We start from the raw sequence: 12,577 nt of genomic DNA, 5'->3' as shown, positions 1-12,577 counted from the left end.
GCCACGTATAATGGCCGCATTTCGCGTCGCCCGCGGCCCGGCCGGGCCCATGCGGCGCTCGTTTCGCCGCCTGTCAGCCCGCTCGCGACGGCCGCGAACCGAACGCGTCCGCATGAGTCCAACCGGCGCGTTTCGCGCCGTCCGACGCAGTCGGACGAATGCCCGGAACGCCCGCCGCCTTGCCGTTCAACCCTGCGCGTTTCGCGCCGCACTTTCTGCCACCAGCCTGAATCGATCATGCGTCTGTCTCCCCAAGGCCTCAAGTCCCTCGCTTCTTCCATCGCCTTCGGCACCGCCGCGCGCAACGTCGCGCTGGGCGTGATGCTGCCCGTTGCGCTCGCATCGACGATCGTCGTCGCCGAGGCCAAGCCGGCCGCCAAGGCCAAGGCCGCGCACGCGGCGCCGGCCGCCGAGCAGTTCACCGGCGCGCCCGCGACCTTCATGCCGGGCGCGGTGCCGCCGCCGGGCGTGAACGCGCGCTCGTGGGTGCTCGTCGATGCGACGAGCAACACGGTGCTCGCATCGGGCAACGCCGACGAACGCGTCGAGCCCGCATCGCTCACGAAGCTGATGACGGCCTACCTGGTGTTCGAGGCGCTCGACAAGAAGAAGATCTCGATGGAGCAGATCGTCACGCCGAGCGAGGCGGTGCGCCGCGTCGGCCTCGACGAGTCGCGCATGTTCATCGAGGCGAACAAGCCGGTGTCGGTGCATGACCTCGTGTACGGGATGATCATCCAGTCGGGCAACGACGCCGCGATCGCGCTGGCCGAACTGGTCGGCGGCAGCGAAGGTCAGTTCGTCACGCTGATGAACGCCGAGGCGCAGCGCCTCGGCATGAAGGGCACGCACTTCGCCGACGTGAACGGCATGCCCGATCCGAACCACTACACGACGGCCGGCGACCTCGCGAAGCTGTCCGCGCACCTGATCCGCGATTTTCCGCAGTACTACGGCATCTTCTCGGAGAAGGAATTCAAGTACAACAACATCCGCCAGGGCAACCGCAACCGGCTGCTGTGGCTGGATCCGACGGTCGACGGCCTGAAGACGGGCCATACGCAAGCGGCCGGCTACTGCCTGATCGCATCGGCCAAGCGCGCGATCCCGGGTGTCGACGGCCAGCGCCGTCTCGTGTCGGTGATGATGGGCGAGCCGAAGGAAGGCGAGCGCACGCAGGACAGCATGAAGATGCTGAACTACGGCTATAGCGCGTTCGACGCGGTGCGCCTGTTCAAGGGTGGCCAGGCGATGTCGACGCCGCGTATCTACAAGGGCAAGGAGAACACCGTGCAGGTCGGCGTGAAGAGCGACCAGTGGGTGACCGTGCCGCGCGGCCTGGGCGACAAGGTGAAGCCGGAAGTCGACGTCAATGCGCCGCTGATCGCGCCGCTCGCGGAAGGCCAGCAGGTCGGTACGGTGAAGCTCGTCGCCGACGGCAAGACGCTGTCGGAGTTCCCGGTCGTGGCGCTGCAGGCGGTGCCGGAAGCGGGTATCTTCGGGCGTATCTGGGACTCGATCCTGCTGATGTTCAGCAAGAAGAAGTAAGCGCGACGGGCCTTTGTTTTCACGACTTCATCCCCATCTGGTACAGCTATGAGCCAAGCCGAATTCGAACCGATCGTCTACCTCAGCGTGTCGTCGCAGGAGGAATTGGTGCCGCTGTCGCAAGCCCGTGTGCCGGTGCTCGACCGCGGGTTCATCTTCGGCGATGGTGTGTATGAAGTTGTCCCCGTTTATGCGCACGACGGCGCGCTCGTGCCGTTCCGGATCGAACAGCATCTGGACCGGCTCGCGCGCAGCCTGAAGAAGATCGGCATCGACAACCCGCACGACGCGGCCGGCTGGCGCGCGCTGATCGAGCGCGTGGTCGCCGCGAATGCGGAAGGCCTCGGCGACGGCAACGCGCTCGTCTACCTGCAGGTGACGCGCGGCGTCGCGAAGCGCGGCCACGCGTTCCCGGCGGATGCGGTGCCGACGGTGTTCGCGATGACGAGCCCGCTGCGCCTGCCGTCGGACGAGGAGCGCGCGCGCGGCGTGCGCTGCGTGACGGCCGAGGATCGCCGCTGGCTGCATTGCGACATCAAGTCGATTTCGCTGCTGGGCAACGTGCTGATGGCGCAGCATGCGGCCGAACGCGATGCGTTCGAGACGATCCAGCTGCGTGACGACAAGGTGACCGAAGGGTCGTCGTCGAACGTGTGGATCGTGAAGAACGGCGAGCTGATGGCGCCGCCGCGCAGCAACAAGATCCTCGAGGGGATCCGCTACGCGCTCGTCGAGGAGCTGGCCGATCAATGCGGGATTCCGTTCGTCGCGCGCGAGATCAGCGAGGTCGAGCTGCGCTCGGCGGACGAGATCATGATCACGTCCGCCACGAAGGAAATCCTGCCTGTCACGTCGCTCGACGAACTGCCCGTGCAGGGCGGCAAGCCGGGCCCCGTGTTCGCGGCGTTGTACGACGCGTACCAGCGTGCGAAAGCGCGCGAGTTTGAACAGTTTGACCTAACCCGGAGGAAATGATGAGCGAACCGACCAAAACCATCGAGGTCACCGGCGCGATCGATACCCGGAAGGAGTCGCTGCTGGAGTTTCCGTGCGATTTCCCGATCAAGATCATGGGCAAGGCGCACCCGGAATTCAAGGACACGATCTTCAAGGTCGTGGCCGTCCACGACAACGAGATCGACGTCGAGAAGATCGAGGAGCGTGTGTCGAGCGGCGGTAACTACACCGGCCTCACGATCACCGTTCGCGCGACGAGCCAGGAACAACTCGATAACATCTATCGCGCACTGACCGGCCATCCCATGGTCAAGGTCGTGCTGTAGGGCCTGTTCCCGCTAATAACGGGCTTGCGCTGGCCCCCAGAAGGGCCGAGCGCAAGAAGTGCGACGAAGCGAATACTCGACGTATTCGCAAGGAGCATGACGCAGCGATCGGCCCTTCTGGGGGCCAGCCCCACGAATGATTTTTCCAAACAGGGGAACGCGCCTTGCCGGCCGCATTGCGGCGTCGCGCGTCGCTTGTTTGGCTCGGCCAAACGGCGCTCCTTGCTTCTTGCACTGCAGCCGGCAAGGCGCGTTCGCAAGCCCGTTATTAGCGGGAACAGGCCCTAGCTCTTCCATCCGCCTTCCTGCGCGCACTCGGCGGGGGGCTTCCCCGCCGCGCGCCGCGCATCCAACTCGTCGCACAGCAGCTTGAATTGCGCGACTTCCTCGAGCATCCACGCCCTGAATGCCTGCACGCGCGGCGCGTTCAGCAGCGGCGGCGGACACACGAAAAAATAGTGCCACGGGCTCGCCCCGTCGATGTCGAACAGGCGCACGAGGCGCCCGTCGAGCAGGTCGTGCACCGCCAGCGAGCGCCGCACCAGCGCGATGCCTTGCCCCTCGATCGCGGCCAGCAGCAGGTTTGACGAATCCTGGTACAGAATCCCGCGTTTCGGCTCGGTCAGCGTGTCGAGTCCCGCCGCGTCGAACCACGGCCGCCACAGCTCGTCGTCCGAGCGCAGCAGGTTGTAGTGCACGAGATCGGCGGGCGTCTGCGGCAGCTTGCCGCCGTTCAACGTCGGCGCGCACGCCGGAAAGAACACTTCGTCGAACAGCGGCTCGACGTGCAACCCCGGATAGTTGCCGAAGCCGAAGCGGATCGCGAGGTCGACGTCGTCGCGCGCGAAATCGGTCAGATTGTTGGTCGACTGCAGTTCGACGTCGATTTCCGGATGCCGCTCGATGAACGTGCCGATGCGCGGCGTGACGAAGCGCGCGGCGAACGACGACAGCATCGACACCACCAGCCGCCGGTCGCGGTCGCTTGCCCGCACCTCGCGCGTCGCGTCGGCCAGCATCATCAGCGCGGTCCGCACCTGCTGCGCGTAGCGCATGCCGGCGCCGGTCAGGCACAGCCGCTTGCCGTTGCGCGCGAACAATTGCACGCCCAGCTCCTCCTCGAGCGCGCGCACCTGATGGCTGACCGCGCCGTGCGTGACGAAGAGTTCGTCGGCGGCGCGCGAGAAATTCTCGTGACGGGCGGCGGCTTCGAACGCCCGAATGGCGTTCAGCGCAGGGAGTTGGCGGAGGTCCATTTGCTAATTTTCCTCACATCGACGTGAAAATTGGTCGTTTGGTCGGGCGCCTTTAAGTGACTACGATTGTAGCCATCGAAGCATTTATTGGCGGAGTCGATCATGCAAGAAATTTCTTCAAGCATCACATTCGAAATCCCCGCGGGCGAGACCGTGCCGATGAAGGTGCAACGCAGCACGCGTCTGACGGTGCAATGCGGGCCGGTCTGGGCGACGCGCAGCAACGACGTCGAAGACTACTTCCTGGTCGACGGCGAGACGCTGCGGTTGCGCCGCGGCGAGCGGCTGTGGCTCAGCGCGGAAAGCGGACAGGGCGCGCACGTCGCGTTCTCGGTGTCGCGGCCGGCCGCGGAAGTCGCGCGCGGCGTGCTGGCGCGGCTGCGCAGCCGCGTGAATGCGCTGCTCCACGACGGCTGGCGCACCGTCTGACGGACTTTCCTCCGACGGATACTCGGGATCCGCCCCTTTCCAACGCCGGCGAGACCCATGGGTTTTCGGTAAACTACCGCCCATGTCCGTCTCGCCGGTTCCCATTGTGTCCACGCCCGTCGCCGTTTCCGAATCGCCCGCCGGGTCCCCGGTTCAGCCCGTCGTACCGGTCACCGTGCGCTGGCGGGGCAGCGAGGCGTACCAGACGAGCTTCGACGCGATGCGCGCGTTCACCGACACGCGCACGGCCGACACCGGCGACGAAATCTGGGTCGTCGAGCATCCGCCCGTCTACACGCTCGGCCAGGCCGGCGACCCGGCCCATCTGCTGGTGGCCGACAGCGGCGTGCCGCTCGTCAAGGTCGATCGCGGCGGACAAATCACCTACCACGGCCCCGGCCAGATCGTCGTCTACCTGCTGCTCGACCTGCGCCGGCGCAAGCTGATGGTGCGCACGCTCGTGACGAAGATCGAGGAGGCCGTGATCGAAACCCTCGCGGCGTATAATCTCGCTTCGGTCCGCAAGGCGGGCGCGCCGGGCATCTACGTGGCATCCGGCGTGCACGAAGGCGCGAAGATCGCGGCCCTTGGGCTGAAGATCCGCAACGGCTGCAGCTATCACGGGCTGAGTCTGAACGTGAAGATGGATCTGCGCCCGTTCCTTGCGATCAACCCGTGCGGCTATGCCGGACTGGAAACCGTCGACATGGCGAGCCTCGAGGTTGCCGCCGACTGGAACGACGTCGCCCACACGCTGGTGGGGCGTCTGATTGCCAACCTCGATGGCGAATCCGCGGCCGCCGACAAGCCGCAGGCACTGGAACATTCGAATGACTGACGTTACCGCTTCCCCCGCACCGGCCGATTCGGCCGCGACCGCAGCCTACGATCCGACCGCCAAGCAGAAGGCGCAGGCGAAGACGGCGCGCATCCCGATCAAGGTCATTCCGATCGAGAAGCTGAAGAAGCCGGAGTGGATCCGCGTGAAGGCGGCCACCGGCAGTTCGCGCTTCAACGAGATCAAGACGATCCTGCGCGAGCACAACCTGCATACGGTGTGCGAGGAAGCGAGCTGCCCGAACATCGGCGAATGCTTCGGCAAGGGCACCGCGACGTTCATGATCATGGGCGACAAGTGCACGCGCCGCTGCCCGTTCTGCGACGTCGGTCACGGCCGCCCCGATCCGCTCGACGCGGATGAACCGAAGAACCTCGCACGCACGATCGCCGCGCTGAAGCTCAAGTACGTGGTGATCACGAGCGTCGACCGCGACGACCTGCGCGACGGCGGCGCGGCCCACTTCGTCGAGTGCATCCGCGAAGTGCGCGAGCAGTCGCCGGAAACGCGCATCGAGATCCTGACGCCGGACTTCCGCGGCCGTCTCGACCGCGCGATCTCGATCCTGAACGCGGCGCCGCCCGATGTGATGAACCACAACCTCGAAACGGTGCCGCGCCTGTACAAGGAAGCGCGCCCGGGTTCGGACTATGCGCACTCGCTGAAGCTCTTGAAGGACTTCAAGGCGCTGCATCCGGACGTCGCGACGAAGTCGGGCCTGATGGTCGGCCTCGGCGAGACGGAAGAGGAAATCCTGCAGGTGATGCGCGACCTGCGCGCGCACGACGTCGACATGCTGACGGTCGGCCAGTACCTGCAGCCGTCGGAGCACCACCTGCCGGTGCGTGCGTACGTGCATCCGGATACGTTCAAGATGTACGAGGAAGAGGCGTACAAGATGGGCTTCACGCACGCGGCGGTTGGCGCGATGGTGCGTTCGAGCTATCACGCCGATCTGCAGGCGCATGGGGCAGGGGTGGTCTGAGCGCCGCATCCGACTCTCTGCAGCAGTCACGCAGTCGAAGAAAAGCCCGCAGCGATGCGGGCTTTTTTGTTGGCGCGGCCGTCGCCCGCGCATGCGCACGACAATCGTCACCCGACTGGATGCGCGATCTGGTTCAGCGTGGAAAGCAAAGCCGAAACGGCATCGATAGCTTCGCAGGATAAGTTCGCTCCCGCCGCGCGCAAAGCTCCTATAGTCGGCTCTCCCGCAGCAATGCCCGCATTCGAAGGAGAGCCGCATGCACCGTTTCCGCTTCATCCGCCGCGCGGCCGTCGCGCTGACCGCCTTTGCCGCGCTCGGCGCGGCGCACGCCGAATCGCGCGAAGTCGTGATCGCGTACCAGGACATGGTCGTGCCGTGGCGCTACGCGCAGGCGAGCGGTGAAGTGGAGAAGGCGACCGGCTACAAGGTCACGTTCCGCAAGCTCGACAGCGGCGCCGACGTGATCCGCGCGCTCGCGTCGGGCTCCGTGCAGCTCGGCGAGGCCGGCTCCAGCCCGATCGCGGCCGGCCTGTCGCAAGGGCTCGACATCTCGCTGTTCTGGGTGCTCGACAACATCAACGACGCCGAGGCGCTCGTCGCGCGCAACGGCTCTGGCGTGACCAGCATTGCCGCGCTGAAGGGCAGGAAGATCGGCGTGCCGTTCGTGTCGACGTCGCATTTCCATACGCTCGTCGCGCTGCAGGCCGCCGGCGTGAATCCGAACGATGTGAAGATCGTCAACCTGCGTCCGCCCGAGGTCGCGGCCGCCTGGACGCGCGGTGATATCGACGCGACCTACATCTGGGATCCGGTGCTCGCGAAGGTCAAGCAGTCGGGCACGGTGCTGACGACGTCGGGCCGGGTCGCGAAGGAAAGCGGCAAGGCGACCTTCGACGGCTTCGTCGTGAGCCGCAAGTTCGCGCGCGAGAATCCCGAGTTCGTCGCGCGCTTCGTGAAGGTGCTCGCGGCGGCCGACGCCGATTACCGTGCGCACACCGCCGCGTGGCAGGCCGGCTCGCCGCAGGTCGCGGCGGTCGCGAAGGTGTCGGGCGCGAACGCGCAGGACGTGCCGGCAAGCCTCGCGCTCTACGCGTTCCCGACGCCGGCCGAGCAGGCGTCGCCGACGTGGCTCGGCGGCGGTGCGCAGTCGGGCGCCGCGAAGTCGCTCGCGGCCACCGCGGCGTTCCTGAAATCGCAGGGCACGATCCAGGCGGTGCTCGCCGACTACTCGGTCGGCGTCGATCCGCAATTCGTGCAGAAGGCCGCGCGCTGAGCGCGGTAGTTCAGACATCCCAGGCCACTCATCGCGGAGCCCTCGATCATGAGCACGCTGGAAGTCCGTCAGGTCTCGGTCTCTTATCCGGGCGAACGCGGTCGGCCGACGACGCAGGCACTCGCGCGCGTCGACCTGCGCATCGACTCCGGTGAATTCGTCGTCGCGCTCGGCGCGTCGGGGTGCGGGAAGACGACGTTGCTGAACTGCATGGCCGGCTTCGTCGCGCCGACGACGGGCGACGTGCGCGTCGATGGTGTGCCGGTCACGGGCCCCGGCGCCGATCGCGGCGTCGTGTTCCAGAAATATGCGTTGCTGCCGTGGCTCGACGTGCTCGCGAACGTCGCGCTCGGGCTGCGTTTCGCACGCGTGTCGAAGGCCGAACGCGAAGCGCGCTCGCACGAGATGCTCGCGATCGTCGGCCTCGAGCGCCATGCGCATGCGCGCGTGTACGAACTGTCGGGCGGGATGCAGCAGCGGGTCGGCATCGCGCGTGCGCTCGCAAGCGATCCGCGCGTGCTGCTGATGGACGAACCGATGGGCGCGCTCGACGCGATGACGCGCGGCACGATGCAGGCGCTCGTGCTCGACGTGTGGGCGCGTACCGGCAAGACGGTGTTCTTCATCACGCACGATGTCGAGGAGGCGCTGTTCCTCGCGACGCGCCTCGTCGTGATGACGCCCGGCCCCGGTCGCATCGCGGAAACCTTCGAGCTGCCGTTCGCACGGCGCTACGTCGAATCGCGCGATGCGCGCGCGGTGAAGTCGTCGCCGGATTTCATCGAATGGCGCGAGCGGCTGATCGCGTACCTGCATCGCGACGAGGCGGTCGCGGAGAGCGCGTGATGCATGAGTTCGCGCGACAGGGCGCGTCCGTCGGGCGCGGCCGGATCAGACCATTGCACAGGCAGGACGACATGAGCACGCAGGATTCGCGGGCGGCCGATCGAGCGGCCGCGGAGTTCGGGCTGGATCAGCGCGCGACGCAGCGTGACCACGCGGCGCGTCCCGCGCGCGCATCGCATCGCTACCGGTTGCCGGGGCAGGGCAGGACGGCGGCCTTGAGCGCGGCAACGGTCGCGGCGCTGGCCGTGCTGTGGTGGGTCGCGACGCATCGGCAGTGGTTGCCGCCGCTGTTCCTGCCTGCGCCGGAAGCAGTGTGGGCGGCGTTCGTCGACGCGTGGCACGGCCGCATCCAGGGCGGCCTGCCGTTGTCGGAGCATCTGTTGTGGAGTGCCGCGCGCGTGTTCGGCGCGTTCGTGCTCGCGGCCGCGATCGGCGTGCCGGCCGGCATCCTGATGGGCGTGAGCCGCATCGCGCGCGGCGTGCTCGATCCGCTGCTGGAGTTCTACCGGCCGCTGCCGCCGCTCGCGTACCTGCCGCTCGTCGTCATCTGGTTCGGCATCGACGAGACGGCGAAGCTGGTCGTGATCTTCCTCGCGTGCTTCGCGCCGATCGCGATGGCCGCACGCGCGGGCGTGCGCGCGGCGACGGTCGAGCAGATCAATGCCGCGTATTCGCTCGGCGGCAGCTTCGCGCAGATCGTGCGCCACGTCGTGCTGCCGGCCGCGCTGCCGGAAATCCTCACCGGGCTGCGGATCGCGATCGGGTTCGGCTGGACGACGCTCGTCGCGGCCGAGATGGTCGCCGCGACGGCCGGGCTCGGGCAGATGGTGCTCAATGCATCGAGCTTCCTGCGCACCGATATCGTCGTGATGGGCATCCTGATCATCGGCGCGATCGCGTGGCTGTTCGATCTCGCGATGAGGTGGGTCGAGCGGCGGGTGGTGCCGTGGAAGGGGCGGGGGTGACGCGAAGCAGGCGGCGCATGCGCGCCGCCGCTACCGGCCAGCCTCAATCCCCCATCGCATTCCCTTCGCGCCGCGGATCCGCGCCGCCGAACCACACCGTCTGCCCCTGCACGTTCAGCCGCTGGATCCCCTGCAGTCCCGAGTTCAACTCGACGACCTGCACGTCGTGCCCGCGTCCCTTCAGCCCGTCGACGAGCGCGTCCGACACGCGACCGCGCTCGAGCTGCGTCGGCCCGTTCGTGGACCCGACGTTCGGCAGCGCGATCGCCTGCTGCATCGTCATCCCCCAGTCGAGCACGCCGATCAGCGTTTTCGCGACGTGGTTGATGATCGCGGGGCCGCCGGCCGAACCAACGATCATCGTCACCTGCTTCGTCTTCTGGTCGAACACGAGCTCCGGCGACATCGCCGAGCGCGGCCGCTTGCCGGGTTGCACGCGGTTCGCGACCGGCCGGCCGTTCTCGTTCGACACGAACGAGAAATCGGTGAGCTGGTTGTTCAGCATGAAACCGCGCACCATCAGCCGCGAACCGAACGCGTCCTCGACGCTGGTCGTCATCGACAGCGCCTGACCGTAGCGGTCGACGATCGCGATGTCGGAGGTCGACGGCAATTCGGGGCTGCGGTCGTCGGCCAGCGCGAGCGTCGCGCCCTGCGGCGTGCCCGCCTGCGCGACGCCCATGCTGTTGTCGCCGATCAGGCGCGCGCGCTGCGCGAGATAGGTCTTGTCGGTGAGGCTCGCCCAGCTGCCGCCCGGCAGCGGCGCGAAATCGGGGTCGGCGACGTAGCGCGCGCGGTCCGCGAACGCGAGGCGCCCGGCCTCGCTGAACAGATGCGTGGCGAACGGCGTCGGCTCGTAGCCGACCTCGTTGCGCACCGGCTTCTGCGCGCCGATCTGCTGCCAGTCGGGCATCGCCTCGAGGATGCCGAGCATCTGCGCGATCGCGAGGCCGCCCGACGACGGCGGCGGCATCCCGCACACCACCGAGCGCCGGTAGTCGGTACACAGCGGCGCACGCACTTTCGCCTTGTAGCGCGCGAGATCCTGCGGCGACAGCAGACCCGGATTGGTCGGGTGCTTGCGCACCTTCGCGACGATGTCGCGCGCGATCGCGCCGGAGTAGAACGCGTTCGCGCCGCGGTCGGCGACCTGGCGCAGCACGGTCGCGAGCGCGGGGTTCTTCAGCACGGTGCCGGCCGCCTTCGGCGTGCCGTCGTTGTTGTAGAAGTACGCGCGCGCGGCCGGGTCGTTCATCAGGTACTTGTCGTTCGCGATCAGCATCGCCAGCCGCGGGCTGATCGTGAAGCCGTGCTCGGCGAGCCGGATCGCGGGCTGGAACAGCCGGCGCCACGGCAGCTTGCCGTGCGCGCGATGCGCGGCGTCGAGCATCCGCAGCACGCCCGGCGTGCCGACCGAACGCCCGCCGACGACACCTTCGTAGAAGCGCATCGGCTGGCCGGTCGGGCCGTAGAACAGGCGGTCGGTCGCGGCGGCCGGCGCGGTCTCGCGGCCGTCGTACGCCTGCGTCGACTTGCCGTCGAAATACAGCATGAACGCGCCGCCGCCGAGCCCCGACGATTGCGGCTCGACGAGCGCGAGCACCATCTGCGTCGCGATGGCCGCGTCGATCGCGGTGCCGCCGGCCTTCAGCATGTCGTAGCCGGCCTGCGTCGCGAGCGGGTTCGCGGCCGCGATCATGAAGTGCTGCGAGGTCCAGCCCGGCTTGTCGGTCCAGCCCGACGACAGTTCGGGGGAGTGAACGCCGGGCAGCGGCACGGCGGCGCCCGACGCGGCGGCGACCGGGACGACGCCGCCCGACGGCGCGGACGGGGACGTGCAGCCGGCACCGAAGGCGACGAGCGCGAGTGCGGCGGCGAGCGTCCAGGGACGCGAATGCGGACGAATCCGATCGAACATTGAACCCTCGGCAACAGTGAATTCGAAGGAGGCGGCGTGTGCGCGGCACGCGCTCCGCACGGGCGGCGCGCTATTGTCGCCGTGCGGGCGGCGGATTGTCATCCGACAGGAAACCCTGACGCATCGCGCCCGGCCCGCCCCGGCCGGTCTTTCCGGCCTGTTCGAGGATGAACTCTATGAACGTTGCGGTCGCACGCGTGTGGTGCCGGTTCGGCATGTACAGCATGTACATGTGCGTGCCGAAAATACTGAGCCGATACGCGTCGAGCGACGTGACGACCGTGCCGCGCCGCATGTCGTCCTGCACCACGTAGTCGGGCACGATGCCGACGCCGATCCCGGCGAGGATCGCCTGGCGCAGGAACAGGAAGTTCTCCGAAATCAGCGTCGGCTCGAGCAGCACCTCGTGGCGCTCGTCGCCGAGATACGCGGCGATCCGCAACTGCCGCCCCATCACCGTCGCGGTGACGACCGGCGCGGCGGCCAGCGCGCCGAGGCTCGCCGGCATCCCGTGCGTGGCCGCGAACGCGGCCGACGCGCACGCAACGTAGCGCACCGCCCCCATGTCGCGCGCGACGAGGTTCTGCGGCGGCTCCGGCATCACGCGCACCGCGATGTCGATCTCGTCGCGCATCAGGTCTTCCACGCGATTCTCGAACACCACGTCGAGCACGATGCCCGGATGCAGCCGCTTGAACGCGAGCAGCCAGTCGGACATCACCATCTGCCCGTAGCCGCTCGGCACCGACAGCCGCACGCGGCCCTGCAGGTCCTGGCCGAGCGTCGTCACCGACTCCTGCGCGGCCAGCAGTTCGTTGCGGATGCGCCGGCCGTGCTCGTACAGCTTCAGCCCGATCTCGGTCGGCTCGATGCGGCGCGTCGTGCGGCGCACGAGCTGCTGGCCGATCGAGCGTTCGAGCTGGTTCAGCCGGTAGCTGACGTTCGCGCGACTCACCTTGAGCCGCTGCGCGGCCTTGCTCAGATTGCCCGCGTCGAGGATCTCGACGAGCAGCGTCAGCGCGTTCAGGTCCATGTCCGGTGTCTCCTGATCCGTCCCGTTTAACGGTTCGAAAGCATTCAATGTCAAGTCAGACTTGACAGCTTGTAAAGGCATGCGGGAATTGTCAATGAATCTCGATCAATCGAGAATCGAGTCATGCCCGGCAACCACGCCGGATCGTTTCCCGCCGCGCGGGAGCGCGGAGCCGGCGCCGCCGGCCCGTCCCGCGGCTGCCG

At 67.7% G+C, this 12,577-nt stretch carries 12 protein-coding genes; 9 read left to right on the top strand and 3 right to left on the bottom strand.

The features are described from left to right. Positions 1-237: 237 nt before the first annotated feature. From ACVK00_RS12845 to ACVK00_RS12835, 3 genes are read left to right on the top strand one after another with little or no spacing between them, the layout of a single operon-like run. Positions 238-1,548 carry a D-alanyl-D-alanine carboxypeptidase family protein gene (locus tag ACVK00_RS12845; RefSeq protein WP_228905871.1) on the top strand — a complete coding sequence of 437 codons (1,311 nt, stop codon included), beginning with the start codon at positions 238-240 and terminating at the stop codon, positions 1,546-1,548. A 48-nt stretch (positions 1,549-1,596) separates the two neighbouring features. Further along, complete coding sequence (locus ACVK00_RS12840; protein WP_284894399.1) at positions 1,597-2,523, top strand: D-amino acid aminotransferase; 927 nt, start codon at positions 1,597-1,599, stop codon at positions 2,521-2,523. Then, positions 2,523-2,831, top strand: coding sequence for an HP0495 family protein (locus ACVK00_RS12835; protein WP_006760320.1), 309 nt, complete (start codon positions 2,523-2,525; stop codon positions 2,829-2,831). Before ACVK00_RS12840 ends, ACVK00_RS12835 begins: the two co-directional genes overlap by 1 nt. 284 nt (positions 2,832-3,115) lie before the next feature. Here the strand turns inward: ACVK00_RS12835 and ACVK00_RS12830 are convergent, their stop codons facing one another. Next, positions 3,116-4,087: a transcriptional regulator GcvA gene (locus ACVK00_RS12830; protein WP_284894402.1), complete on the bottom strand. Its 972-nt coding sequence runs from the start codon at positions 4,085-4,087 to the stop codon at positions 3,116-3,118. A 102-nt stretch (positions 4,088-4,189) separates the two neighbouring features. Between ACVK00_RS12830 and ACVK00_RS12825 the strand changes: the two genes are divergently transcribed. From ACVK00_RS12825 to ACVK00_RS12800, 6 genes are all read left to right on the top strand, one after another. Then, positions 4,190-4,516, top strand: a complete 327-nt coding sequence (locus tag ACVK00_RS12825) for a DUF2917 domain-containing protein (protein WP_228905868.1) — start codon at positions 4,190-4,192, stop codon at positions 4,514-4,516. Between the two features lie 82 nt (positions 4,517-4,598). Continuing rightward, positions 4,599-5,354, top strand: a complete 756-nt coding sequence (gene lipB / locus ACVK00_RS12820) for a lipoyl(octanoyl) transferase LipB (RefSeq protein ID WP_284894404.1) — start codon at positions 4,599-4,601, stop codon at positions 5,352-5,354. Beyond that, positions 5,347-6,339: a lipoyl synthase gene (gene lipA / locus ACVK00_RS12815; RefSeq protein ID WP_284894406.1), complete on the top strand. Its 993-nt coding sequence runs from the start codon at positions 5,347-5,349 to the stop codon at positions 6,337-6,339. The genes lipB and lipA overlap by 8 nt, the downstream gene beginning before the upstream one ends. A gap of 256 nt (positions 6,340-6,595) precedes the next feature. Further along, the gene (gene tauA, locus ACVK00_RS12810) at positions 6,596-7,612 is read left to right on the top strand and encodes a taurine ABC transporter substrate-binding protein (RefSeq protein WP_284894407.1); all 1,017 of its coding nucleotides are present in this window, start codon (positions 6,596-6,598) and stop codon (positions 7,610-7,612) included. A 48-nt stretch (positions 7,613-7,660) separates the two neighbouring features. After that, positions 7,661-8,458: a taurine ABC transporter ATP-binding protein gene (locus tag ACVK00_RS12805; protein WP_456826952.1), complete on the top strand. Its 798-nt coding sequence runs from the start codon at positions 7,661-7,663 to the stop codon at positions 8,456-8,458. Then, positions 8,458-9,423 carry an ABC transporter permease subunit gene (locus ACVK00_RS12800; RefSeq protein ID WP_284894761.1) on the top strand — a complete coding sequence of 322 codons (966 nt, stop codon included), beginning with the start codon at positions 8,458-8,460 and terminating at the stop codon, positions 9,421-9,423. Before ACVK00_RS12805 ends, ACVK00_RS12800 begins: the two co-directional genes overlap by 1 nt. A 43-nt stretch (positions 9,424-9,466) precedes the next feature. Here the strand turns inward: ACVK00_RS12800 and ggt are convergent, their stop codons facing one another. After that, positions 9,467-11,341, bottom strand: a complete 1,875-nt coding sequence (gene ggt, locus ACVK00_RS12795) for a gamma-glutamyltransferase (protein WP_284894409.1) — start codon at positions 11,339-11,341, stop codon at positions 9,467-9,469. A gap of 70 nt (positions 11,342-11,411) precedes the next feature. Continuing rightward, the gene (locus ACVK00_RS12790; protein ID WP_284894411.1) at positions 11,412-12,374 is read right to left on the bottom strand and encodes a LysR family transcriptional regulator; all 963 of its coding nucleotides are present in this window, start codon (positions 12,372-12,374) and stop codon (positions 11,412-11,414) included. Between the last annotated feature and the right edge of the window lie 203 nt (positions 12,375-12,577).

Source organism: Burkholderia sp. PvR073 (assembly GCF_054055695.1).
The sequence above is the reverse complement of the archived record's forward strand: the minus strand, read 5'-3'. Positions and strand labels throughout refer to the sequence as shown.